Genomic DNA, 24997 nt, shown 5'->3' with positions numbered 1-24997 from the left:
TGGAGCAAGCTGGCTGCCTGGCGGGTTACGTCTGCCAGCCCCCGTTCGGACTGATGATTTGCCCGGTAATGTAGCCGGATTCCGGCAGAGCCAGAAAATAAACGAGCGAAGCAATTTCATCCGGCGTGCCTAACCGGCCAGCAGGAATATCTTCCTCCAGAGCGCTCCGTTCCGACGTATCCAAATGCTTCATCATATCGGTATCCACGGCCCCGGGAGCGACGGCATTCACGGTGACGCCGGACGGAGCCAGCTCCTTGGCCAATGATTTCGTGAAGGCATTGACGCCTCCTTTGGCCGTGGAATACATCACTTCGCATGAAGCGCCCGTAATACCCCATACCGAGGAAACGTTGATAATGCGTCCGTACTTTTGCGAAATCATATGCGGGGCGAAACGCTGGGTGCAGAGGAACATGCCCTTCAGATTGATGTTCATGCAATCGTCCCACTCCTCCTCCGTCACATCGGTGAACAGACCGTAATAGGCGGTTCCCGCATTGTTCACCAAAATGTCGGGCGTAAACCCCAGCTCGTCCAGCTTGGACTTCATGCGGTCGATCTGTTCGGCCGAACGCAGATCGGCGCGAATCGTAATGGCCTCACTGCCGTATGCAAGACAGGTTCTCGCGACTTCGTTGGCGGCTTCATGCGAGTTCAAGTAATGGATGATAACCTTCATTCCGACGGAGGCGAACCTGTGCGCAATCGCGGCGCCAATGCCGCGGCTTGCTCCGGTAATGAGCACCGAGGTGTCTGCCAATGCTTTCATCTGTCATGCACTCCTTTGTTCCCGCCGACCGGCAATCAGAACAGAAGGCGCGCCCGCCAGGCACGCCTTCCTCCTTCACCTTCGAAGAGCAACGCCTTTCGAAGTATATTCATGCTTCAATCCGGCTTCTCGACGATCGAGATCGCCAGACGGTTCCAATCGAAATGATCCTGCAGCCGTTGGTGAATCTGTTCCAGTGTCAGCGATTCGTATACGGAAAGTATATCAAATAAATCCGCATCCCGGAACTTAAACTTCGTGAATTCATTCGCAATGGTCTCTGGCGAATTCAGCATTCGCAAGTAGGCGCCGATCGCTTTGCTGCGGATGCGCTCGAAGGAAGCCGGCTCAAACCCCGTCATCTTCGCATCGTCCACCAGTTCGCGGACCCGCTCCACCAGACGATCCGGATCCTTCGTCTCGCCTCCCATTACCGAGAAGGCGTAATCCGGGCTGCAGTTGAACTCGCTTCCGAAGGAATCCGTCGTCAGCCCTTCCTCGTATAAAATCTGGTTCATGGCCGAGCTGGATCCAAGGAGCAGATCCATCATGATCCGCGTCGCGATTTCGTATTCCAGCAGCGCACGCCCGTTCAAGCCGGGCTTCGGCTCCTTGCAGCCGAAGTAGCAGCGCGGCAGCGAGACCGGCAGCTTCGCTACTATGCGGGGCTCGCGCACCGTCTCCGGCTCCATGTCAAAAATACGTTCGATTTTGCCCTGCGGCTCGAATGATTTGCGGGCCTGGTTCTCGCGTATTAAGGCCATCATCCGCTCCGGATCGACGCCACCGACGATAAAGAGCAGCATATTGGTCGGGTGATAGAACGTATGGTAGCATGTATAGAGCGTTTCTTTCGTTATGGTGCCGATCGATTCTACCGTGCCGGCGATGTCGATATGGACGGGATGAACCTGATACATCGCCTCAATGAGCCCGAAGTAGACGCGCCAGGTTGGATTATCGCGGTACATATTGATTTCCTGAGCGATAATTCCCTTTTCTTTCTCCACATTTTCATCGGTAAAATAAGGACGCTGCACGAAATCGACAAGCGTTTCGACATTTTTCTCAATATCGCTGGTGGATGAGAATAAATAGACGGTCCGATCGAATGTCGTGAACGCATTGGCCGAAGCTCCCTGCTCCGCAAAGGTGGCGAAGATGTCGCCTTCCGGTTCTTCGAACATTTTATGCTCCAGGAAATGGGCAATCCCATCCGGAACCTTGACGGCCTCCTGTCCCACTACCCGAAAGTGATTGTCGATCGAGCCGTACTTGGTTGAAAAGGACGCGTACGTCTTCTGGAAGCCCGGCTTCGGCAGCACATAGACGTCCAGCCCATTGTCCATCCGCTCGTAATAGAGCGTTTCTTGTAGTTGGGAATAACGGCGTTGTTCCATGCCTTATACCTCCTCCCGGTTGCGCAAGAAATAAATCGTGTCGACATGAAACGTTTCGGCGGCGGCTTGGATGGCTGAGGCCTCCATCTGCTCCGTAGCGGCGATCAATTGCGATGTCGTCCGCTCCTTGCCCGACAGCACGCGGTTGAAATCGAACCCGATCATTTCGAAGGCGGAATCCCCGATTTCCCGCAATTGATTGGCAATCATCGCCTTCGTCTGCTGCAGTTCCTTATCGTCGATGCGTCCCGCCTTCATCGCTTCGATCTGCTCCAGAATGATCTGCTTCGCTTTCTCATAATTCTGGAATTCAATTCCCGATTGGATGGCGCAGATCCCTTTATGCCCATCCAGCCGCGACGATGCGTAGTAAGCCAGACTGTTCTTTTCTCTGACATTAATGAACAGCTTCGAATGCGGGTATCCGCCAAGCACGCCGTTGAACAGCAGGGCGGCAGGGTACGCGTCATCGGCGTAGGTTATCGTGGAGCGGAGCCCGAGATTGAGCTTGCCCTGGGTCACTTCCAGCCTCTCAACGACCGTGTTCGGTTCTCCCGTGCGCGGCACCGGAATCGAACGGGCATAAGGCGTCTCCCCTGCGCGGTTGATGCGGAAGGAATCCTTGACCAGCCGTTCGACCTCCTCAAGGCTCGTATCCCCGATCACATACACGTCGATGGCCGAGTGTTCCAGCCATTCCTGGTAATGCCGGTAGAGCGAGCCGGCATCGATGCCCTCCAGGTCGCGTCGGTTCCCCAGAGCATGAAGACGGTACGGCTCCTCCTTGCACATTTCTTCGATGCAGCGCTCCGCGGCGTAACGGATTTTGTCATTCACGATCGCTTCAATCCGCTGCGTCAGCGTTTCTTTTTCTTCCTTTACATATTTCGAGCGGAAGACGCCGTCTTGGGTCACCGGCGCTGTGATGCATCCTCCCAAAAATTCAAAGGCCTTTTCCAGCAACGATTCGGCCGCTTGCACAAAAGCGTCGTTGATGACATCCATGCGGAACTGCACAATTTGATAATCGCCGCGCTTATAGATATCGAAGCCGAATCCGGCTCCATACAGTTCATCCAATCTCTCGCGGAACCGGATCGTCTCCGGATACGCTTGCGTTCCCCGCCGCAGCACGAATGGCGTCAGCGCCAGCGGTGTAACCGTGTCTTCCTGCAGCGGCGCGCCCATGTAGACGGCGATCGCATAGGTCTTGAACCGCTTCGTCGGCATGACGTGAATGCGAATCCCGTTGACCGTTCCTCGTTCGAACGTCGGTTGCTTCTCCATGTACTTACCCCTTTTCTTCCGTGTACGATGCACGGCTGATGTCATGCATGTTATATTCGCTACGTACCCGATGTATACCTGTTTTACATGAGCATGTCCCATAATAATTAGCCGGCCACGGCGAGACAAGCAGAAACGCCTTCGTTCCTCCAAGGACGGAAAGCGTTTCTGGGTGAATAACAAGCCAAGCCGAGCTAGGATCCCGTACTTGCTTATATTTGAACAAAAGAAGCAAACGGCCAATCAGACCATTTCTTCTTCGTCATGGATTACATACAGAAGATATGTTTTCCAATCGTCTTCACCTGCGGCCGTGTCCAGATCCATTTGGACGTCGCGGTCTCCGGATTGAAGTAGTATAAGCATCCTCCGGAAGGATCCCAGCCGTTGATTGCATCCTGAACCGCCTGACGCGCCCGCTCATTCGGTTCAAGCCAGATCTGTCCGTCTGCTACGGCGGTGAAGGCTCCCGGTTGGAAAATGACGCCGGATGCGGTATTCGGGAAGCTAGGGGATTTGACGCGATTCAAAATAACCGCGGCAACCGCCACCTGGCCTTCATACGGCTCCCCCCGGGCTTCCCCGTACACCGCATTGGCCATCAGCTTCAGATCGTTCTCTGACAATCCCAGCGCATTCGAACCGCTTATATTGCTCGGCTTGCCGCCGGCGGGCTTGCCTCCGCCGCCGGCTGCGGCGCCCGGCGCCTTCTCCGGCTTCCAGTCCTTCGTCGCCTTGACCAGCATGTTTCTCGTTTTCGATCCGACAACGCCGTCCACCGTCATGCCGAATTCCGATTGGAACCATTTGACGGAGCCCTGAGTCTTGCTGCCGAAGATGCCATCAACCTTGCCGTAATAGAAGCCGAGAAATTTCAGGCGTCCCTGAAGCTCCCTTACGTCTTCTCCCTGGGAACCGTACGTTAGCGTCGCGCCGCTGAAGGTGGCCGCGTTTTCCGTCATATGCTTGTATTGGTAAGCGCCGAACAGAACGAATACCATACACATCGTAATCCAAATCATGTGTTTTCTCATGGCATAACGTCTACCTCTCTCTTGTGAATTTGACAGGATTGGCAACTTTATTATGAGAAAACCAAGCATTTTCTATTCACCTTGCCGCTTCGGCGGTGCCGCGGAGGACATGCTTCTGGACTTCCCGGCTGCAAAAAAAAAGACGCCGCAGCGTCTTGTAATGAAGGGGAATCTTGCTGCCATCCGCCTTAAGAGGACAGCTTGCTCTGTTCAAATTGCTCCAGCGTCATGAGCACTTCGCGCGGGCGGCTTCCTTCATGCGGCCCGATAATTCCCTGCATATGCATATAATCGATCAATCGGCTCGCGCGATTATAGCCAATGCGCATCCGCCGCTGCAGCAGCGAGGCCGATGCTTGCTGAGCCTCCAGCACAATCTGCAGGGCCTGGTCATACAATTCATCGACCGGCTCATCCGAAGCCATCCCGTTCTCATCCAGTTCGGGAACAAGCTCTTCGTTGTACTCCGCTTCTCCCTGGCTGCTCACATACGTGACAACCGCCTCTACCTCCTGATCGGACAAGAAGGCGCCCTGGACGCGAACCGGCTTCGAAGCGCCTACCGGCAGGAACAGCATATCTCCCCGTCCGAGCAGCTTCTCCGCTCCGGCCGAATCGAGAATCGTTCGCGAGTCGACCTGCGACGACACGCCGAAGGCAATCCGGGAAGGAATGTTGGCCTTGATAAGCCCGGTGATGACATCAACCGATGGCCGCTGGGTCGCGATAATAAGATGGATCCCCGCTGCCCGCGCCATCTGGGCGAGGCGGCAGATCGCGTCCTCTACATCGTTCGCGGCGACCATCATCAGATCGGCCAGCTCGTCCACGATGACGACGATGTACGGCAGCAGCATCTCCGGCTGCTCCGCCATCAGCTTATTGTAGCCTTCAATATTGCGCGTTCCGGATTTGGAGAACAGCTCATAGCGCTTCTCCATCTCGACAACGATTTTTTTGAGGGCAAGCGACGCCCGCTTCGGATCGGTGACGACCGGAGCAAGCAAATGCGGAATGCCGTTATATACATTCAGCTCGACCATCTTGGGATCGACCATGAGGAACTTGACCTCATCCGGCTTCGCCTTGTACAGAATGCTCGTAATAATGCCGTTAATGCAGACCGACTTTCCTGAGCCGGTCGCGCCCGCGACGAGCAGATGGGGCATCCTCGCCAGATTCCCGACGATCGGCATCCCGGAAATATCGCGGCCGAGGGCGATGGACAACCGGGAAGGCGCTTCGGTAAAGGTTGGCGTCTCCATCACTTCCCGCATCGTTACGACCGACACTTCATTATTCGGCACTTCAATGCCGATGGCCGATTTCCCCGGGATCGGCGCCTCCATACGGATATCCTTCGCCGCCAGGGCGAGGGCGATATCATCAGACAAGCTGACGATGCGGCTCACCTTGACGCCGATATCCGGCTGAATCTCGTAGCGTGTAACGGCAGGTCCGCGCACCACCTCCAATACTTTGGCGCGGACCCCGAAGCTCTCCAGCGTCGCCTCCAGCTTGCGTGCCGTCTGCATGAAGTCGGAATGCTCGCCGCCCTTCCCGGCGCTCTGCTGCTTCGCCAGCAGCGAGAAGGAAGGGAGCCGGTACGGCTTCGCCGGCTTCTTGACCGGCGCAGGCGGGGCTCCCGCCGCATCCGGTTCATCTCCGTCCACGGCTTCCTGTCCGTCATCGGCCGGCGCGGAATCGGAAGCAGCCGGAGCTTCCCCGCCCGTATGCTCTCCGCTCTGCGGATGGACAGGGTCAAGCTCATGGATGCCCTCCTCATCGGCTTCGTCATTGTGCCAGCCGGCCGCATCCGATGTCTGCTGGGCGGTGAAATCGCGGAACAGCGGCGCGGCTTCCTCCGCGCCGGCGCCAGCGGCAGCGGACGGCTCTTCCGTCTCCTGGTGCACCGGAATCGAGCTCGGCGCGCCAGCCGTGAATACAGCCGGATCCTCGGCATATTCTTCGTCCTCCATATCGTTTCGCCGCTTGCCGCCGAACAATTGAACGAAGACAGGAACCTTTTTCCGGCGCGGAGGACCGTCTTCATCCTCGTCCTCTTCTTCCACCGGATCCGGAATGCGATCGCGCGAGCGCTTCGTCTTCCCGGCTGTCCGGCTCTTGCTCTCGGCCACCCTGCGCTCATTGAGCCGCGCTTTGCGCTTCTTGTTGATAATGGCCGCCCATTTCTTGATCTGGGTTCGTATTAACCGCACCAGCTCGACATAGGATAATTGGGTCGCGAGCATGAAGCCGATGAACAGCAGCACGATCGTCAACAGCTTCGTGCCCAGACTGCCGAACAGCACGAACAGGGCGCAATATAACGCCGCACCGATATATCCGCCGCTGATGTCCTTTTTCAGCATCGTCCCTGCCGTGCCCGTGTCCGTTGACTGCAGCAGTTCCACTTTCAACGCGTTATGTATGTCTTGAAAAATGATGCCCGCGCGAACCTCTTCGGCGCCGGGAAGTATCCGCTGCTCCACTGTATTGATCGTGCTTATCATCGTCAGAGCCAGTATGATGCAGAGCAGCCCCGTCTTCCGCGGATTCCAGCCGGAAGGCCACTGGCGCTTGATCATGACGGCAAGTCCGATATATATGAACACAAGCGGTATAATGAAGTACCATTTCCCCAGCAGCATGCCCGCAATCTTGGACAAGGAGCGGCCGAATGCCGCGCCGCCCGCAAGGGCAATGACCGAACATGTTATCAGTAAAATACCGTAGATTTCATATTTCAGACTCTTGCTGAAGGACGCCTTTTTTTTCTTCCTCCGTGGCAAATGCGCTCACCTCCATCGATCCATTATATCACAGAACAACCGTTCTTACTATCGGGATTGAAGAGGAGCTGCCCCGGATGAATCTGTTTTTTGGATGGCTGGGATGCCTCAGAACAGGCGCAAGCACGCTCCAATCCTGAAGCGTGCTTGTCAGCTTCCGTCCCCGATGCCGTCTCATCCGAGAGAGATCATCGTGCCCGGCATATATTCGGGTTGAAGGAAATCTTGGATATCCTGCTCCTGCAGCAGCCGTTCGACTCGGACCGTTCTGGAATCGACCGCTTCGACAAGCAGTGTCCGTCCGTTCCGCTTCATCTCGAAGAAGCGGGGTTGCTTCTCATAGCCTCTCCATATTTCTTCCATCGGAATGATCGAATGGAGCATCAGACCGTGCCCCCCTCGAATGGCGGCTGCTGGGCTTGAGGCGGTATCGTTGCTCCGTTGCCAGGCGCCGTGTTTTTATTCAATTTACGGTCGTCAATCAGACGATTGAGATGACGCAGAGCCGCTCCGACTCCGCCCACCTCATCGATAAGCCCGTAACGCACCGCATCGTGCCCGATAACCGTCGTGCCGATATCCCGGGTCAGCTCTCCCGTCGTGAACATCAATTCCTTGAATTTATGCTCGGATACGCGGGAATGGGATGTGACGAATCTGACGACCCGCTCCTGCATTTTATCCAAATATTCAAACGTTTGCGGGACGCCGATGACAAGCCCGGTCAGCCGAATCGGATGAATCGTCATCGTGGCCGTCTCTGCGATAAAGCTCATCTGCGAGGCAACGGCTATCGGCACGCCGATACTGTGTCCTCCGCCCAGCACGAGCGTGACGGTCGGCTTCGACATCGATGCGATCATTTCCGCGATCGCCAAGCCCGCTTCGACGTCTCCTCCCACCGTATTCAATATAATCAGGACGCCCTCGATTTTCGGATTCTGCTCCGCGGCGACCAGCTGCGGAATGACATGCTCATATTTCGTCGTTTTATTTTGAGGCGGCAGCACGATATGTCCTTCAATCTGCCCGATAATATTCAGGCAATAAATATTCGATTCTCCAGGCGACGGAGTGGAAGCGGTGCCCAACTGCTGGATATTCTCGACAGGGGGGGGAGTGTTCGCACCGGCGGGGTTGGTTCCGTCGGGCGGCGCCTCGTTCTGATGCAGTGACGGCTGATAAAGATGTATGTTCGGATCAGGCATCTGTATTCCCTCCATTTGATCTAGTGGGTGCCGTCATAGGTTGCGCAACTCATTCCGACGTTATGCCCTGATCCCCTCCCCGGAAGGCAAAAAAGCTGACAGCCCCGCCGAAACAGGGATGTCAGCTTTCCTTGAAATAAGCGGGACGAGAATAACTGGTGACTGGGATTCTCGTCCCCTACTTATCATACTTCCATAATAATAGGCAGAATCATCGGACGGCGGCGGGTCTGCTCATACAGGAACCGGCCCAGCGCATCCTTCACATTCGTCTTGAGCGAAGCCCACTCGTTCACATTCTCGTTCATCAGCTTATGAAGCGTCGAGGTGACGATGCGATTGGCTTCGTCCAGTAGGCCTTCCGATTCACGGACATAGACGAATCCGCGAGAAATGATATCCGGACCGGACAGAATCGTTCCATCCTGCTTGCTCAAGGTGACCACGACGACCAAAATGCCGTCTTGGGAGAGCAATTTGCGATCGCGCAATACGATATTGCCGACATCGCCGACGCCGAGTCCGTCAATGAGCACGTATCCCGATTGGACCTTCGATCCGCGCCGGGCGACGCCATTCTGAATCTCGACGGTATCTCCGATATCCGTAATGAAAATATTTTCTTTCTCAATTCCGACCGACTCCGCAAGCTGAGCGTGATGTCTCAGCATCCGGTATTCGCCGTGAATCGGAATGAAATATTTGGGCCGCATCAGGTTGAGCATCAGCTTGAGTTCTTCCTGGCTGCCGTGTCCGGATACGTGCACGCCGGCTCTCATGCCGCTATAGATGACATGCGCACCCAAGCGGGACAATTCATCGATAGTTCGTCCGACATACTTCTCGTTCCCCGGAATCGGAGTGGCGGCAATGACGACCGTGTCTCCCGGCAAAATATCAACCTTGCGGTGCGTCGAACGCGCCATCCGCGTCAGGGCCGACATCGGCTCGCCTTGGGAGCCGGTCGATAGAATGACTACCCGGTCAGCAGCCATCTTGTTCACTTCATCCGGTTCGATCAGCATGCCGTCCGGAATATATAAATATCCGAGCTCCGAAGCGATCGTAACGACATTGACCATGCTGCGCCCTACCACGGTGAGCTTCCGGTTCGTCGCATGCGCTGCCTCAATCACCTGCTGTATCCGGTGAATGTTGGAAGCGAACGTCGCAACGACGACGCGCTGTTGAGCGCTGCGGAAAATTTCCTCCAGCACGACGCCGACGCTGCTCTCCGAAGGCGTATAGCCTGGACGCTCTGCATTCGTGCTGTCAGACAACAGGGCAAGCACGCCCTTGCTCCCGATCTCGGCCATGCGCTGCAGATCGGCATATTGCCCGTTAACCGGCGTATGATCGAACTTGAAATCCCCCGTATGGACGACATTGCCTTCCGGCGTCTCCAGACATACCCCCACCGAGTCCGGTATCGAGTGGTTCGTCTTGAAGAATGTCGCCCGGATCGTTCCGAGCTGCACTTCGGAATCCGCCGTAATCAGGACGCGCTTCGTCTCGCCCAGCAGATTGGCTTCGCGCAGCTTGCTCTCAATCAAGCCGAGCGTCAACCGCGTGCCGTAGACAGGCACATTGAGATGCTTCAGTACGTAGGGAAGACCACCGATGTGGTCCTCGTGTCCGTGCGTAATGAGGATTCCTCTTACTTTGTCACGATTATCGGTCAAATATGAAATATCCGGAATGACAATATCAATTCCGAGCATATCTTCTTCCGGGAACTTCAACCCTGCATCGATGACGACGATATCGTTTCCGTATTGGACGACGTACATATTTTTCCCGATTTCGCCCACGCCGCCCAATGCGAAGATAGATAATTTATCAGCGGTGTTTTTCTTCGACAAATGGATCTTAACCTCCTACTATATTCAGTTGGCCGTCAACCAATGAACATCCTTCATTTCAATTATACCGCACCCAGTCACTTGATTTTCATTATACATGAACAAAAGTGAAAAACACAAGTCAGCGATTATCCACCTGATTGTCTCCGAAAAACAAAAACCGATGCCCCGCAAGGCATCGGTCCTCTAACCGTTCAAATATTTTTATTAAAAAATAAATGTCAATCGAGCGACTGAACCAGCTCGCGTATAAAGGCGGCCTCGCTCTCGGACGGCTCCACGAGCGGCAGACGCACCCCGCCGACATGATAGCCACGGAGCTGAAGCGCATACTTGACGGCAACGGGGTTCGGACAATGGAACAGCCCCTTGAAGACCGGGTACAGGCGGCGATGCAGCCGGGCCGCTTCCGCATTATCCCCGTTCAGATACGCTTCGATCATCGTCTTCATCTCCGCGCCCACGAGATGGCTCGCTACGCTAATGATGCCGTGGCCGCCCACGGCCAGGAGCGGCAGCGTCAGAGGGTCGTCGCCGCTGTAAACGCAGAACCCTTCCGGCGCGCCATCGACGATCAGCGTCATTTGCTCCAGCGAAGCGCATTCCTTCGTCGCGACGATATTCGGTATCTCCGTCAGCCGAAGCGTCGTCTCGACAGACAGGCTTACGGCGGTCCGCCCCGGGACGTTATACAAGATGACCGGAAGCTTCGTCGATTCGGCAATCGCCTTGAAATGGCGGTACAAGCCTTCCTGATTCGGTCTGTTATAGTAAGGAGCGACCAATAGAACGCCGTCGACGCCGGCTTCCTCGGCCAGCTTCGTCAGATGAATCGAGTGGGCCGTATTGTTGCTGCCTGTTCCGGCAATGATCCGGGCGCGTCCAGCGGCCTTTTCCACAGCGAACTTGAACAGCGCCACCTTCTCATCATCGGTCAAGGTCGGGGATTCCCCCGTCGTTCCGCATATGACCAGACTGTCGTTCCGCTGCACCTCAATCAAATCATGAATCAGACGTTCCACTTCAGACCAATGAATCCGTTCATTGGCATCGAACGGGGTCACCATGGCGGTTATCAATCTTCCGAACTCCACTGTTAGACTCCTCCTCTTGCAACTTCAGATCAACGCCTGGAAGGCATCCTGCATCACCGCTCCAGATGGAATTTGGAATGCAGCGCCCGCAACGCCCGAACCATATCTTCCTTCCTGACGAGAACCCATATCGTCGTATTCGAATCGGCGGATTGCAGTATCTGTATCTCCTGCTCCGTCAATGCTTCCACGATCGTGGCCATAATTCCCGGCACGCCGTTGATCCCGCCGCCGATAACCGACACTTTGGCGCAGCCGGACAGGAATTTGGGCGAAAAGCCCATCTCCTCCAGCACCTCCCGCGCTCTCGGGGCATCGGTATCGAATACCGTATAAACGGCGCCTGACGGGGTAACATTAATAAAGTCTACGCTAATATGATTTTGGGCCATCGCTTTGAAAACTTTGAGCTGCAAATCATAGATTCCGGCCTCCGCTTCCACCGAGATTTGCGTGACGTTGCTCACGTAAGCGATTCCTGTCACATAGCGATCGACGAAAGCCGTCTCCACCGCATGAAAGCCTTCCGGATGAGTGACGAGCGTTCCCTCGTCTTCGCTGAAGGTGGAGCGGACGCGGACAGGCACCTGAGCCTGCATCGCGATCTCGACCGCGCGCGGATGAATGACTTTGGCCCCGTGATTGGCCAGATTGCACATCTCCGTATAGCTTACGACCGAGAGCGGCTTCGCATCCTCCACCAAGCGCGGATCTGCGGTCAATATGCCGTTCACATCGGTATAAATATCGACAATTTCCGCATGCAGCGCCGCACCCAGCGCCGTGGCGGACGTGTCGCTTCCCCCCCGGCCAAGGGTCGTGATATCTCCCTCATCGGTCTGCCCCTGGAAGCCGGTGACGATGACGACATCGGCATGGTTCCAGCCCTCGACAACCCGCTCGGGACATACGTCCAGAATGCGGGCATTGCCGAACTGGCGGTCCGTCCGGAAGCCGGCCTGGGCTCCCGTCAGCACGGTTGCAGAGATGCCGTTACGGCGGAGCAGGCCGCATAAAGTGGTGGCCGATATGATTTCACCGCAGCACAGCAATAAATCCCGCTCCCGCGGAGGCAGCTCGCTGCCGTTCTCTTGCATCCAATCAAGCAGAGTGTCTGTCGCGTAAGGCTCTCCCCGTCTTCCCATCGCGGAGACGACGACGGCAAGGCGGTAGCCTTGATCCAGCTCCCGCCGTATATGATGAACTACTTTTTCTCTTGCCTCGGCGGTTGACAAAGAAGTGCCGCCGAATTTCTGTACTAATATACGCATAGCGTTTCCTCCAACCATGAAGACTGACTGCCAGATAACGTGCCGATAGACAAAAAAGGCAGGAGCAGCCTGCCGTTATGGCCGCTCCGACGCGAGATGTTCAGCAATTTGAACCGCGTTCCATGCAGCGCCTTTCATTAAGTTATCGGATACAATCCACATGTTGAGAGCGCGCGGTTCGTTCAAGTCTCTGCGCAGCCGGCCTACAAATACGTCTGGCTTCCCGGCGCATTCGGTCGCCAGCGGGTATTGTTGAGCCTCCGGATCGTCCACCAATGTAATGCCGGGGGCGTTGGCCAGCAGCTCTTTGACTTCATCAAGCTGGAAGTCTTCTTTCAACTCGACATAAACGGACTCGGAATGACCGTATACGACAGGGATCCGCACGCATGTCGCCGTAACCTGTATGTCTTCGTCCCCCATTATTTTCTTCGTTTCCCGGATCATCTTCATTTCTTCGAGCGTAAAGCCGTTGTCTTGGAATTTATCGATTTGCGGAATCGCATTGAAGGCAATCTGGTGCTTCACCGGCAATGAGCCCACCGGAAGAATATCCGGATTCACGTCCCGGCCCTCCAGCGCTTCCTTCGTCTGGCGCTGCAGCTCGTCGATCGCCCGGCTTCCCGCTCCGGAGACGGCTTGGTAAGTCGAGACGATGACTTTGGAGATGCCATACCGGTCATAAAGCGGCTTCAACGCGACAACCATCTGGATCGTAGAGCAATTCGGATTGGCAATGAGGCCCTGATTCTCTGCCGCTTTGTCCATATTCACTTCAGGAACGACGAGCGGCGTGTTCGGATCCATGCGGAAGGCGTTCGTATTGTCAATGCATACCGCTCCCCGCTTAATCGCTTCCGGAGCAAGCGCCTTCGACACGTCGCCGCCTGCGCTGAACAAGGCGATATCTATTCCCTCGAAGCTCTCCGGCTTCGCTTCCTGCACCGTAATCTCCTTGCCGTTAAATGCAATCTTCGTTCCGGCGGAACGGGCGGAGGACAGCAATGTCAGCGTCTCAATGGGAAATTGACGTTGTTCCAGCAATTTGATAATCTGTTCCCCTACGGCGCCGGTTGCGCCGACTACTGCAACGTTATACCGCTTCTGATTGGTCATATGTCGTTTCTCCCCTCTTGCCATCGTCTATATCAACCTGTCGAGGGATGCTTGCGAGCCCCTCGACAGATGATCCACTACATTATGTTCATTGGTAACGTTCCAACAGCACCGGCTGAAGCTGTCTTCCCTCCAGCGCCGCCAGACAGGTCTCGGGCACGAGATCCATGCGGGCGACCAGCGAATTCGGCTTCTGAACCGGATTGTCCTGCCCGAATGGAACGAAGTATATGTTCTTCGCCACTAGCAGCTTGGCGATATTGGCCGCGTTCAACCCCAGGCCGTCATTCGTGGAGATGGCCAGGACGAGCGGACGCTGATTGCGCATTTGGGCCTTCGCGGCCATCAGGACGGGGCTGTCTGTCATCGCGTTCGCCAGCTTGCTCGTCGTATTGCCCGTGCAAGGAGCGATAACCATGACGTCCAACAGCTTGGACGGGCCAAGCGGCTCCGCCTCCACAATTGTAGAAATAATATCATTCCCCGTTATTTCTTTCAACTGCTTTTGCCACCCTTCGGATGTTCCGAACCGGGTGTCCGTCGTCATTACCGTATTCGAAGCGATAGGAATGACCCGCGCTCCCGCATCGACGAACCGCCGAATCTGGGGCATCACTTCCTCGAACGTGCAGTGAGATCCCGTCAGCGCGTAACCTACCGTGATTCCCTTATAATTCATTGCCCTATAATCCCCCGTTCCACCATGGACTCCTGCAGCAGCTGTGAGATGCTCTGCGCCAAGATGCGTCCCGCCGTCTTCGGCGCGACGATCCCCGGCAATCCCGGGGCCAGCATCGCCTTGATTCCGCGCTTCTCGGCGAACCGGAAGTCGACGCCTCCAGGCATCGAGGCCAGGTCGATAATGACCGCGCGATGGGGTATTTGGGCAATGACCTGCGCTGTGACTATCATAGTCGGTATCGTATTAAAAAGCAAGTCGATGTTCGACACTTCCCGCGCCAAATCCCTTATATAGAAAGGGTTGAACCCCATCTCCGTCGCCCTGGCGAAATGCTCGTTCCGCCTTACCCCGATCCGCACCCGGGCCCCGACGCCGAGCAGCGTCCGCGCCATCGTAAATCCGGTCCTTCCCATGCCGAGCACGACCGACTCGGAGCCGTGCAGCGTAATGTCCGTATGCTGAATCGCCATCATCAGGGCGCCCTCGGCCGTCGGGATTGAATTATATATCGCCACGTCATCCCTGTCGAACAGCTCGAACAGCTTCAGCCGGTATTTCGTGCACAGCTTGCTTAAGTACGGCTTCGCCATTCCGGTAAACAGCACGGCATGCTCCGGCAAAGCGGCCACATGCTCCTCCGCGAGCACCAGCTCTTCCGACGTGAATATGGCATGAACCTTGCCTTTGTCATCCGTCCCTACCGCCGGCAGGACGACCGCATCGGCCTTTCTCAGCAGCTCCGGCGTCAACGGCTGGCGTTGGACGCCGTGGAACGGATTTTGCAGCTGTTCATAGCCCACAAGAATAACGCTGGCGTCCAACTCGGACAGCTTCTGAATAATCTCAAGCTGCCGGGCGTCGCCGCCGATGAACACCACTTGAACTCCCGTTAACATGCTTGCCGTTCACTCCTTATCCCCGCAGTGTATAGAACATCTTATTCGCGAGCCCAAAAAAGGTGAACCGGGCAGACGGAAGAAGGAATGTCCTGCCGCTGACGGTCCAACTGGAGGCGGCCGGACGGCTAGATCCGGGCGATCAAAAAAGCAGCCACCCCGGTAAGAGTGACTGCATGGGCAACCTATTTCGTTCCGGTGTGGCCGAAGCCGCCTTCGCCGCGAACGGTGTCGGACAGCTCATCCACTTCCGCAAGTTCAATCTGCGGCACGGACTGGAACACCATCTGCGCAATCCGCTCCTTGCGCTCAATCGTAAAATGCTGCTGTCCGAGATTGACAAGCAGCACCTTCACCTCGCCGCGGTAATCCGCATCAATCGTGCCCGGGGAATTGAGGCAGGTGATGCCATGCTTGAAGGCGAGGCCGCTGCGGGGGCGAATCTGCGCTTCCAGATAAGGCGGCATCGCCATCGCGAATCCGGCGGGTACCAAGGCGCGGTGGCCGGGCGCCAGCGTCAGCGGCTCCTCTACCGCCGCATACAGATCGAAGCCGGCCGCCAGATCGGACATCTTCTGCGGCAGCGGAATATCTTCATTGCCGGGCAATTTTTTAATTTGAACCTGATGGACTTGCTGTAGCAAAGTAATCCCTCCTGAAAGCAGAAATTGCGCGATCGTTCGCTCCAACCATAGCCGCGGCAAACGGCTCGGACAGCATGCGGGATAAAACATATGTAATGTCATCCATCGTAATCGCATCGATGCGCGCAATGATTTCATCCAATGTATAGTGCCGGCCGAGCATCAACTCGTTCTTGCCCAACCGGTTCATCCGGGCGCCGGTGCTTTCCAGCCCCAGAATCAAGCTTCCTTTCAACTGCTCCTTGCCCTTCTTCAATTCATCCTGCGTCAGACCGTGCGCTGCGAGATTGCTAAGCACCTCAAGCGTTATGCCCAGCACGTCTTCCGTCTGCTTCGGCGCCGTGCCCGCATAAATGGTGAACAGTCCGCAATCGGCATGAGACGAATGATAGGAATAGACCGCATAGGCCAAGCCCCGCTTCTCGCGGATCTCCTGGAACAGGCGAGAGCTCATGCCGCCTCCGATAACGTTATTCAATAAGATCATGGCATAGAGCCGCGGATCGGTCATGGAGCAGCCTGGCAAGCTCAAGCAAATATGATTCTGCTCGGTCTTCTTCTGATGGAAGATCAAGCTCCCGCCGAATATCGGAGCAGACACCTCTTGGGACGGGCGGGAATTGCGGAAATGTCCGAAATGCTTCTCCAGCAGCTCCAACAGAGAGGCATCGAAATTGCCCGCCACAGCGATCACCGTATTTTCAATCGTGTAATGCCCCTGCATGTATTGGCGCAAGTCGGCAGACCCCATCGGCTCCAGACGATCCTTCGTCCCGAGAATCGGATACGCGAGCGGGTGGCTGCCAAAAGCGGCACGCGTTACGAGATCGTGCACCGTATCGTCGGGCGTGTCTTCATACATCGCGATTTCTTCGAGTATGACGTTCTTTTCCTTGCTCAGCTCTTCGGCCTGGAGAGCCGAACGGAAAAACATGTCCGACAACACATCGACGGCTATCGGGAGATGCTCATCCAGCACCTTGGCATAATAGCACGTATATTCCTTCGAAGTAAATGCGTTCACATTCCCTCCGATTGCGTCGAACGAATCCGCGATCGCCTTGGCATCGAACCGTTCCGTACCTTTAAACATCATGTGCTCAATAAAATGAGAAATACCGTTGGTCGACTCATTCTCATTGCGTGAACCGGTCTTCACCCAAATGCCGAATGATACGGAACGGCAGGTTGGTATTTTTTCCATAACGACCCGCAGGCCGTTACTTAACTGCACTTTCTCCACCGGCAATCCTCCTCATCCGAAGTTCAATCCTTGTTGCCCCTATAATCCTACCAAAAAACTTAACGCGGCTCAACCGACCCCAGGTCAAGCCGCTTCTCGGACAGCGTCTCGCTGACCGTTCCGGGCAAAATGCCTTTGTGGCGAATCGTGAGGATGATTCCTTGCAGCGCGGCCTTGGAGGCAGGCGTAGGATGCATCAGGATAAGAGAGCCGGGCTCGACCTTCGCGTCGATTTTGCGAATGACGTCGGAAGGATTCGGATGTCTCCAATCGACGGTATCCACTGTCCAGAGGACGGTCTTCAAGCCGTAGGCATGCGCGGTTTGAACCGTTAGCGCGTTGAAGTCGCCGGATGGAGGCGCGAACCATTTGTTCTTCACTTGGAGGGTCGTCTCCAGCAGGCGCTTCGTTTTCTCGATTTGCTGGGCCTGCAAGCCCGCGCTCAGTTCGCTCATATTCGGGTGGGAGTAAGCATGATTCTCAAGCTCATGCCCTTCCTCCTGAATCCGCTTCGCCATCTCCGGATTTTTTTTCAGCCAGCTTCCGTCAAAGAAAAACGTCGCCTTCACTTTTTCTTCCTTCAGCGTCGCCAGCATCGGTTCGATATACTCGTTCCCCCAAGCGACATTAATCATCAGCGCGGCCATCTTCTTGTTCGGATTGCCGCGGTAGATCGGCTGCGGCCCCAATTGCTCGAGCGTCACCCGCGGCGGAATTTCTCGCATAACCCATGTAATTTCGGCGCCCGCCGGCTTTGATTTATTGGCTTCGTACGTTCGCTCTAGATCCGCCTCCAGCCCGTTATACCCCGGAATGGCTTTCCAGATCCGGTCGATCCGCGCGTCGATCGGCGCGATATATTTGCTCTTGGCTTCCTCCGCAATCCGTTCCCGCAGCGGGAGCTGCTCCAGCGCTTCCGCCTCATTCGCCCGGTACGCCTCGCCGATGGCGAGCACGGCTTTGCGCTCTTTAATGAAGGAGCCGGCCTCCGTTCCCGTTCCGATATATAGCACCCCGATGAAAGAAGCGATGATAAACATCCATTTTCGCGTAACTCGCCGCATTGAGTCCATTCCTTTCCACAGTTTGTCCTTCTGATTCTATGCCAAATCGGACTTAGTTATGCGGCGGAAGGCGAGGCTGACACGGACCAATTAAAAACATAAGCGCAAAAAAAGAGCCAGAAACCAGTCTGCCTCTTTCCTTGTCTCTATGCTGTTTTTCCTTATTACGATTGCGGCCGTGGCGGACGCGGCCCTCTTGGACGCGATCCTCCATGCGGCGGGCGTCCTCCGCTGCGCGGACGCTCCGAACCGCTTCCGTCTGCATTCGCCGTCCCTTCCGGCTGTGCCGGCTCAAGCAGGACGCGGCGCGACAGATTGATGCGGCCTTGTTGATCAATCTCGACAACCTTGACTTCGATCTTATCGCCGATGGAAGCGACATCCTCGACCTTCGCGATGCGTTCGGCCGCCATTTGCGAAATATGAACGAGCCCTTCCTTGCCAGGAAGAATCTCCACGAACGCGCCGAACTTCTCGATGCGCTTCACCGTTCCGGTATATACTTCGCCGACGACGACTTCCTTGACGATCGCTTCGATCATATCGCGGGCGCGGATATTGGACTCTTCATTCGGCGATGCGATGAAGATGCGTCCATCCTGCTCGATATCGATCTTGACGCCGGTCTCGTCGATGATCTTGTTGACCACCTTGCCGCCCGCCCCGATGACGTCGCGGATTTTGTCCGGATTGATCTGCATGATCAAAATCTTAGGCGCATATGGAGACAGCGTCTCGCGCGGCTTGTCGATGACCTGAAGCATCTTGTCCAGTATGAACAGGCGCCCTTCACGGGCTTGCGCCAAGGCTTGCGTCAATATGCTGCGGTCAATGCCGTCGATTTTGATATCCATCTGGATGGCGGTAACCCCTTCGGCGGTCCCTGCCACTTTGAAGTCCATATCTCCGAGATGGTCTTCCATCCCTTGAATATCGGACAGGATCGAGAAATGCTCTCCGTCCTTGATAAGTCCCATCGCAATCCCGGCGACCGGGGCTTTGATCGGGACGCCCGCATCCATCATCGCCAGCGTGCTCGCGCAGATGCTGGCCTGGGAGGTGGAGCCGTTCGATTCCAGCACCTCGGATACGAGACGAATCGTGTACGGGAAATCCGACTCCGGCGGAATGACCTTGGACAGCGCGCGTTCGCCGAGAGCGCCATGTCCAATCTCGCGGCGGCCTGGAGCCCGCAATGGACGAGCTTCCCCTACGGAGAACGGCGGGAAATTATAATGATGCATGAAGCGCTTCGATTCTTCCAGCGAGATGCCGTCCAGAATCTGCACATCGCCCAGCGCGCCCAGCGTACAGATGCTCAACGCCTGCGTCTGGCCCCGCGTGAACAGGCCTGATCCGTGCGTGCGCGGCAGCAGGCTCGTATCGCACTCGATCGGGCGAATCTCATCCAGCTTGCGGCCGTCCGGGCGCACTTTCTCATGCGTAATCAAGCGGCGCACTTCTTCCTTGACAATGTCGTACAGCGTCTCCTTCACATCATCCATCAGCTCAGGCGACTCGATATACTGCGCTTCAAAATGTTCGACCGCTTCCTGGTTGATGGCGTCGATCGCATCCTGGCGCGCATGCTTCTCCGGAATCCGGATCGCTTCCACCAGGCGCGCCTGCGCAAATGCGCGCACCGCGGCATTGACGTCAGAGTCAACCGCATGGAGCTTGACCTCCATCTTCGCCGTTCCGGCCGTCTCGGTAAAGCGCTCGATCACGTCGACAATCTTGCGAATCTCTTCGTGGCCGAACATGATCGCTTCCAGCATCACTTCTTCCGGCACTTCGTTCGCTTCCGCTTCGACCATCATGATCGCATCCTTCGTGCCTGCGACCGTGACGTGAATATCGGTCTTCTCTTCCTGTTCCACGGTAGGGTTAATGATGAATTGACCGTCAATCCGGCCGACGATAACCCCTCCGATAGGGCCGTTGAACGGCACATCGGAGAGCGAGAGCGCAGCGGACGTTCCAATCATGGCCGCTATCTCCGGCGAGCAATCCTGATCGACGCTCATGACGAGATCGACAATCTGAACGTCATTGCGGAAGCCTTCCGGGAACAGCGGACGAATCGGACGGTCAATGAGACGGCTTGCCAGGATCGCCTTCTCGCTCGGACGCCCTTCCCGCTTGATGAATCCCCCGGGAATCTTGCCCACGGAATACAGACGCTCTTCATAATTTACGGTTAGCGGAAAAAAGTCTAAATCTTTTGGTTCCTTCGAAGCGGTCACGGTACATAAGACGACCGTGTCACCGTATTGAACCTTGACGGCGCCGTTGGCTTGCTTCGCCAATCGTCCCGTCTCGAGTACAAGCGGTCTTCCGCCAAGTTCCATCTCGATGCGGTTCATCGGATCCCTCCTTAAGTTCTACGCATATGTTATCTTCGTTACACCTACCATTATCTCCTGCATCCCGGCTTAAAAAACAAGGAGGGATGCGCGAGCCCGGAAACAATCCGCAGATCAGATATTAGAAGCGGTTCATGAACTTGCATAATAATAGGATTATGTATCAACAGACTGCGGGCCGGGGCTCGTCCAGCCTTGCGCCTGATATCATCTCCACAGGTCAAAATTCGCCTCATCGTTAAAAAGCAACCCGGCTGCATGCCGCACTGTCAGGCGGGATGAACAACCAGGCTGCTAGAGGTTCTTGCTATTAACGGCGCAGTCCGAGCTTCTCGATCAATGCGCTGTAACGATTAACATCCTTCTTCTTCAAGTAAGCAAGAAGCTTACGGCGTTGACCGACCATTTTCAACAATCCGCGGCGGGAATGATGGTCTTTCTTATGTGTCCGCAAGTGATCCGTCAAATTAACGATGTTCTCAGTAAGGATAGCGATCTGCACTTCCGGAGATCCAGTATCCGATTCGTGCGTCTTGTGCATGTCAATGAGCTGTTGCTTGCGCTCTTGAGTCAATGCCATCCTATTCACCTCCCAATATGTTATCAATTCAGCCGATAGCCTCGTTGCCGTCGGTGAGATCGAGCAACCAAGCTATGGCTATTGCCGCGTATTCACGACAACGTTACTAGTATATCACTATCAGATTGAAAAGTAAACGCAGATTCTCGATGTCTGTCGGCAGCAGCCGGTGCTACCCCTGGAACACGCTCTCCAATGCCGGCTCGCCCTCGATGGATGCCAGCCGCCGCCGGGCTTCCTCCGCATCCGCCGTAATCTGGGCGACAAGCGCCGCGATGCCGTCGAACTTCTGCTCGGCTCTCAGGAAATCCATGACGGCCACCGTGACTTCCTCGCCGTAAATGTCCGCGTCGAAATCGAACAGATGCGCCTCGATCGAAGGTCTCGTCTCCCCGCTCTTGAACGTCGGCTTCAGGCCGATGTTCATCACGCCGTCATGCCACTTCCCGCCAACCTTCACCTTGACGGCATAGACGCCGTTCCTCGGAATGACATACGGCTCGTCCGGGTCCACGTTCGCGGTCGGGAAGCCGATCGTGCGCCCGCGGGCATCGCCGTGGATGACCGTACCGCGAAGCAGGTATGGGCGGGCAAGCAATTGATTGGCTTTCGCGATATCGCCTTCGGCAAGGGACTGACGGATGCGAGTGCTGCTTACCTTCGCGTCGTCTTCGTTGTGGGCCGGCACAATATCGACGGTGAAGCAGCCTTCTCCCCATTCGGCCAGCAGCTCGGCCGAGCCTTCGCCGCGATGGCCGAACCGGTTGTCGAAGCCGACGACGGCATGCTTCACGCCGAGAGCGCACAGGCAGTCCGCGAACGTGCGGGCCTTCACCTGCGCAAAGCTTAAATTAAAGTCTATGATATATAAGCGGTCGATGCCGAGCTGGTCCAGAATCCGTTCCTTCTCCTTCGGCGGAGTCAAGTATCTTGTATACCGTTCATCCCCGAATACCGCCTTCGGATGGGGGTGAAAGGTCATCAGGGCGACAGGCAGGCCATGCTCCCGCCCATACTGCAGCCCCCGCTCAATCACCTTCACATGGCCGGCGTGTATGCCGTCGAAATGACCCAGGATCACCACTTGCGGCTGCTGCCACGCCATCCAGTCCGCATGTCCGTCTGTTGCATGTAGCACTATCTTTTCCATTTGTAATCAGAGCCCCTGCATTCGTATTTCCGGTTGCCGCACAACCGCCGTTCCCATCTTGGTAGTTGTTCCCGCAAATCCGGTTCAAGCATACATTTTCGGTATGTTATCTGTTTCACAAAACAGGGCAAAGGACAGCGCAAAAAGGGTCTCCCCTCCTTGCGCAGAACGATTAAGGCACGAAGACCTTGATCGGATGCAGCACCTGCTCCGTGTCCGGCTTATGATACAAGCCGAAAAAAGTTCCTTCTTCATCATACAACCGATAGATGCGATTCGTCAAAGGCGGAGCGCTCAGGCCCCGTTCCGGTATCCCCTTCCCTTGAACCGCGTGCCGCGCGAAGGCGGGAGCGACCCGGAGCTCGGGAAAATGCGAGACGGCCCGATCTATCGGAATCAGCAGCTTCGCCAGCGTGCCGGCCTCCATCGCTTCTTCGATCTGGGCGAAGGTGAAGCTGTCCTCTTGCCCGAAGTTGGCGGAGCGGGTCCGGATCAATTCCGCCATGGCGGCCGGCATCCCCAGCTTGCGTCCGACGTCGACGCACAGGGTGCGAATGTACGTCCCCTTAGAGCATTGCACGCGGAACCGCACCTCCGGTTCCGCGCCGCCAAGCGTCATTCCGATCAGCTCAATGTGATGGATCGTCACTTGCCGCGGCTTGCGTTCCACGGTCTTGCCTTCCCGCGCCAGCTCGTACAGCCGCTTGCCGTTGACCTTGACGGCGGAATACATCGGAGGAACCTGTTCGATGGGCCCGAGGAATGACAGCAGCGCTTCCTTGACCATCGCTTCGGTCACATGAGAGGCATCGGCGCGTTCCGTCACTTCGCCTGACATATCCTCCGTATCGGTCGATACGCCAAGCCGCAGCGTCGCTACATACTCCTTCGGCATTTCCTGCAAATATTCGACCAGCCGGGTCGCTCTGCCGACGCATAGCGGCAGGACCCCCACGACTTGAGGGTCGAGCGTGCCCGTGTGCCCGATTCTCTTTTCCCGAATGAGCCGGCGGACTTTGGCCACGACATCGTGCGACGTCCAGCCTGCCGGCTTCCATACCGGAAGAACACCATGAAGCTCTGTCATAACTCTTGTTTCACCCGTTCCACTACTTGTCTAATGATATCATCCAGCGCACCGGATACTTTGCACCCGGCGGCCCGGACATGTCCTCCGCCTCCGAACGATTGCGCAATCGCGGAGACATCGACGCGCTCCGAAGAACGCATGCTCACCTTGACGCTCTGTTCATCGATTTGCTTGAACAGCAGCCCGACGTCGACGCCTTCGACATTGCGGGCATAATTGACGAGACCTTCCAGATCTTCATTGACCGCCCCCGTCTCCCGCATATCTTCCGGCGTGATGAAGAGCCAGCCGATTCGCTGATCCGGCGTAAAGGTGAGGCGGGACAATCCGCGCTGGATGAGCTTCAACTGCGCCATCGACATCGTCTCCAGCAGCCGTTCGGCGATGGTGTTCCCTTCGACCCCCAGCTTCAGCAGCTCGGAAGCCACGCTCATCACATGCGGAGTCGTATTGCTGTAGCGGAAGCCGCCCGTATCGGTCAGCAGCCCCGTATAGAGCATCGTCCCGACCTGTTCGTCCAGCTCGACGCCCGCTGCCAGCAGCAGATCGTACAGAATCTCCGCCGTCGCCGCGGCATTGTGGCGGATCAGCGCCGCCTCGCCATAACGGTCATTCGTCGGATGATGATCGATATTCAGAATGCGGGCATCCGGCGCAATCCAGTTCGCTATCTTGCCGATCCGGGCATAGTCGGCGCAATCCACGCATATGACCGTCTCATATTTCTTCTCCGGCGCGTCTTCATCCGCGTAACTGCCAATCTGATCGGCCATCGGCAAGTCCCTCAGCCGGCCCGGCACGCCATTCTCGTTGACCAGCCGATAGGTTTTGTTCCATTTGTCCAGCAGCCAGCCGATGACGAGCGTGGAGCTGATCGCATCCCCGTCCGGCTGCACATGCGACACGACGAGCGCATCGTCGCATGATCGCAGGAACTCGCATGCCCGTTCGATATCTTCCGCGTAGCGGTCGGATAACATTTCTGCCATAGGCACCTCCGTGAAGACAGGCAAATCGAGCCGGAAGCTCGATTTGCCTGTTCAGTCCTTCATTGCACATTTATGTCGTCTTGCGATCGTCGCGAATATCGTCAAGCAGCTTTTCGATCCGGCTGCCGTATTCAATCGAAGCATCGATCTTGAACGACAGCTCGGGCGTATGGCGCAGACGAATTCGCTTGCCGATCTCGGAGCGGAGAAAGCCGCTGGCCTTTTCCAGTGCTTTGATCGTATCTTCCTTCTCTTCTTCCGTCCCCATCACACTGAGATAGACTCTGGCCAGCGACAGGTCATTCGTCACATCGACGCCCGTCACCGTGACAAACCCGATTCGAGGATCTTTTAATTCCAATTGGATGAGCTGGCTCAGCTCCTTCTTCATCTGTTCGCCAACCCGTCCGGATCGGAAGTTTGCCATGGGATACACCTCATTTCGTTATTTGGTTCA

At 56.1% G+C, this 24997-nt stretch carries 22 protein-coding genes; all 22 read right to left on the bottom strand.

Annotated elements, in window-relative coordinates; all coding sequences use genetic code 11:
- Nucleotides 1–25: 25 nt before the first annotated feature.
- The gene (ymfI, locus tag OCY70_RS05365; protein WP_213426576.1) at nt 26–772 is read right to left on the bottom strand and encodes an elongation factor P 5-aminopentanone reductase; all 747 of its coding nucleotides are present in this window, start codon (nt 770–772) and stop codon (nt 26–28) included.
- Between the two features lie 116 nt (nt 773–888).
- Nucleotides 889–2172, bottom strand: a complete 1284-nt coding sequence (gene yfmH / locus OCY70_RS05360; RefSeq protein WP_213426575.1) for an EF-P 5-aminopentanol modification-associated protein YfmH — start codon at nt 2170–2172, stop codon at nt 889–891.
- Between the two features lie 3 nt (nt 2173–2175).
- A complete protein-coding gene (yfmF, locus tag OCY70_RS05355) occupies nt 2176–3459 on the bottom strand; it encodes an EF-P 5-aminopentanol modification-associated protein YfmF (protein ID WP_213426574.1) in 1284 nt (427 codons plus the stop codon).
- 269 nt (nt 3460–3728) lie between these two features.
- Nucleotides 3729–4493 carry a spore cortex-lytic enzyme gene (sleB, locus tag OCY70_RS05350; RefSeq protein ID WP_213426573.1) on the bottom strand — a complete coding sequence of 255 codons (765 nt, stop codon included), beginning with the start codon at nt 4491–4493 and terminating at the stop codon, nt 3729–3731.
- A 188-nt stretch (nt 4494–4681) separates the two neighbouring features.
- Complete coding sequence (locus OCY70_RS05345; RefSeq protein ID WP_213426572.1) at nt 4682–7285, bottom strand: FtsK/SpoIIIE family DNA translocase; 2604 nt, start codon at nt 7283–7285, stop codon at nt 4682–4684.
- 174 nt (nt 7286–7459) lie between these two features.
- Nucleotides 7460–7669, bottom strand: coding sequence for a YlzJ-like family protein (locus OCY70_RS05340; protein WP_213426571.1), 210 nt, complete (start codon nt 7667–7669; stop codon nt 7460–7462).
- Nucleotides 7669–8493 carry a ClpP family protease gene (locus OCY70_RS05335; RefSeq protein ID WP_213426570.1) on the bottom strand — a complete coding sequence of 275 codons (825 nt, stop codon included), beginning with the start codon at nt 8491–8493 and terminating at the stop codon, nt 7669–7671. The genes OCY70_RS05340 and OCY70_RS05335 overlap by 1 nt, the downstream gene beginning before the upstream one ends.
- Before the next feature lie 185 nt (nt 8494–8678).
- On the bottom strand, nt 8679–10355 hold the full coding sequence (locus OCY70_RS05330) for a ribonuclease J (protein ID WP_168181021.1): 1677 nt from the start codon (nt 10353–10355) through the stop codon (nt 8679–8681).
- A gap of 221 nt (nt 10356–10576) precedes the next feature.
- Nucleotides 10577–11449, bottom strand: a complete 873-nt coding sequence (dapA, locus tag OCY70_RS05325; protein WP_213426569.1) for a 4-hydroxy-tetrahydrodipicolinate synthase — start codon at nt 11447–11449, stop codon at nt 10577–10579.
- 53 nt (nt 11450–11502) lie between these two features.
- Nucleotides 11503–12720 carry an aspartate kinase gene (dapG, locus tag OCY70_RS05320; protein WP_213426568.1) on the bottom strand — a complete coding sequence of 406 codons (1218 nt, stop codon included), beginning with the start codon at nt 12718–12720 and terminating at the stop codon, nt 11503–11505.
- A gap of 75 nt (nt 12721–12795) precedes the next feature.
- Nucleotides 12796–13836 carry an aspartate-semialdehyde dehydrogenase gene (locus OCY70_RS05315; protein WP_213426567.1) on the bottom strand — a complete coding sequence of 347 codons (1041 nt, stop codon included), beginning with the start codon at nt 13834–13836 and terminating at the stop codon, nt 12796–12798.
- A gap of 88 nt (nt 13837–13924) precedes the next feature.
- Nucleotides 13925–14515: a dipicolinate synthase subunit B gene (locus OCY70_RS05310; protein WP_213426566.1), complete on the bottom strand. Its 591-nt coding sequence runs from the start codon at nt 14513–14515 to the stop codon at nt 13925–13927.
- Nucleotides 14512–15414: a dipicolinate synthase subunit DpsA gene (gene dpsA / locus OCY70_RS05305; RefSeq protein WP_213426565.1), complete on the bottom strand. Its 903-nt coding sequence runs from the start codon at nt 15412–15414 to the stop codon at nt 14512–14514. The genes OCY70_RS05310 and dpsA overlap by 4 nt, the downstream gene beginning before the upstream one ends.
- A gap of 185 nt (nt 15415–15599) precedes the next feature.
- A complete protein-coding gene (gene dut / locus OCY70_RS05300; RefSeq protein WP_213426564.1) occupies nt 15600–16058 on the bottom strand; it encodes a dUTP diphosphatase in 459 nt (152 codons plus the stop codon).
- Nucleotides 16027–17301: a M16 family metallopeptidase gene (locus OCY70_RS05295; protein ID WP_213426563.1), complete on the bottom strand. Its 1275-nt coding sequence runs from the start codon at nt 17299–17301 to the stop codon at nt 16027–16029. Before OCY70_RS05295 ends, dut begins: the two co-directional genes overlap by 32 nt.
- Nucleotides 17302–17360: 59 nt before the next feature.
- Complete coding sequence (locus OCY70_RS05290) at nt 17361–18374, bottom strand: polysaccharide deacetylase family protein (protein ID WP_249724541.1); 1014 nt, start codon at nt 18372–18374, stop codon at nt 17361–17363.
- Between the two features lie 155 nt (nt 18375–18529).
- Nucleotides 18530–20731 (bottom strand): polyribonucleotide nucleotidyltransferase, encoded by a 2202-nt coding sequence (gene pnp / locus OCY70_RS05285; protein ID WP_213426561.1) that lies wholly within the window; start codon nt 20729–20731, stop codon nt 18530–18532.
- Between the two features lie 310 nt (nt 20732–21041).
- Nucleotides 21042–21311: a 30S ribosomal protein S15 gene (gene rpsO / locus OCY70_RS05280; protein ID WP_213426560.1), complete on the bottom strand. Its 270-nt coding sequence runs from the start codon at nt 21309–21311 to the stop codon at nt 21042–21044.
- A 172-nt stretch (nt 21312–21483) separates the two neighbouring features.
- Nucleotides 21484–22461, bottom strand: coding sequence for a bifunctional riboflavin kinase/FAD synthetase (locus OCY70_RS05275; RefSeq protein WP_213426559.1), 978 nt, complete (start codon nt 22459–22461; stop codon nt 21484–21486).
- Between the two features lie 172 nt (nt 22462–22633).
- Entirely contained in the window at nt 22634–23548 is a 915-nt protein-coding gene (gene truB, locus OCY70_RS05270) for a tRNA pseudouridine(55) synthase TruB (protein ID WP_261948749.1), read from the bottom strand.
- Nucleotides 23545–24540 carry a DHH family phosphoesterase gene (locus OCY70_RS05265; RefSeq protein ID WP_213426557.1) on the bottom strand — a complete coding sequence of 332 codons (996 nt, stop codon included), beginning with the start codon at nt 24538–24540 and terminating at the stop codon, nt 23545–23547. The genes truB and OCY70_RS05265 overlap by 4 nt, the downstream gene beginning before the upstream one ends.
- A 70-nt stretch (nt 24541–24610) precedes the next feature.
- Complete coding sequence (rbfA, locus tag OCY70_RS05260; protein ID WP_213426556.1) at nt 24611–24967, bottom strand: 30S ribosome-binding factor RbfA; 357 nt, start codon at nt 24965–24967, stop codon at nt 24611–24613.
- Between the last annotated feature and the right edge of the window lie 30 nt (nt 24968–24997).

The organism is Paenibacillus melissococcoides (assembly GCA_944800085.1).
Lineage (GTDB): Bacteria > Bacillota > Bacilli > Paenibacillales > Paenibacillaceae > Paenibacillus_B > Paenibacillus_B melissococcoides.
Note: the sequence above shows the minus strand (reverse complement) of the source record. Positions and strands in the feature narration are given on the sequence as shown.

Bases quoted from the DNA above. Each gene is read 5' to 3' on its own strand.
- ymfI (WP_213426576.1), bottom strand. From the start codon at position 772: ATGAAAGCATTGGCAGACACCTCGGTGCTCATTACCGGAGCAAGCCGC.
- yfmH (WP_213426575.1), bottom strand. From the start codon at position 2,172: ATGGAACAACGCCGTTATTCCCAACTACAAGAAACGCTCTATTACGAG.
- yfmF (WP_213426574.1), bottom strand. From the start codon at position 3,459: ATGGAGAAGCAACCGACGTTCGAACGAGGAACGGTCAACGGGATTCGC.
- sleB (WP_213426573.1), bottom strand. From the start codon at position 4,493: ATGAGAAAACACATGATTTGGATTACGATGTGTATGGTATTCGTTCTG.
- OCY70_RS05340 (WP_213426571.1), bottom strand. From the start codon at position 7,669: ATGCTCCATTCGATCATTCCGATGGAAGAAATATGGAGAGGCTATGAG.
- OCY70_RS05335 (WP_213426570.1), bottom strand. From the start codon at position 8,493: ATGCCTGATCCGAACATACATCTTTATCAGCCGTCACTGCATCAGAAC.
- dapG (WP_213426568.1), bottom strand. From the start codon at position 12,720: ATGCGTATATTAGTACAGAAATTCGGCGGCACTTCTTTGTCAACCGCC.
- OCY70_RS05315 (WP_213426567.1), bottom strand. From the start codon at position 13,836: ATGACCAATCAGAAGCGGTATAACGTTGCAGTAGTCGGCGCAACCGGC.
- OCY70_RS05310 (WP_213426566.1), bottom strand. From the start codon at position 14,515: ATGAATTATAAGGGAATCACGGTAGGTTACGCGCTGACGGGATCTCAC.
- dpsA (WP_213426565.1), bottom strand. From the start codon at position 15,414: ATGTTAACGGGAGTTCAAGTGGTGTTCATCGGCGGCGACGCCCGGCAG.
- OCY70_RS05290 (WP_249724541.1), bottom strand. From the start codon at position 18,374: ATGGACTCAATGCGGCGAGTTACGCGAAAATGGATGTTTATCATCGCT.
- pnp (WP_213426561.1), bottom strand. From the start codon at position 20,731: ATGAACCGCATCGAGATGGAACTTGGCGGAAGACCGCTTGTACTCGAG.
- rpsO (WP_213426560.1), bottom strand. From the start codon at position 21,311: ATGGCATTGACTCAAGAGCGCAAGCAACAGCTCATTGACATGCACAAG.
- OCY70_RS05275 (WP_213426559.1), bottom strand. From the start codon at position 22,461: ATGGAAAAGATAGTGCTACATGCAACAGACGGACATGCGGACTGGATG.
- truB (WP_261948749.1), bottom strand. From the start codon at position 23,548: ATGACAGAGCTTCATGGTGTTCTTCCGGTATGGAAGCCGGCAGGCTGG.
- OCY70_RS05265 (WP_213426557.1), bottom strand. From the start codon at position 24,540: ATGGCAGAAATGTTATCCGACCGCTACGCGGAAGATATCGAACGGGCA.
- rbfA (WP_213426556.1), bottom strand. From the start codon at position 24,967: ATGGCAAACTTCCGATCCGGACGGGTTGGCGAACAGATGAAGAAGGAG.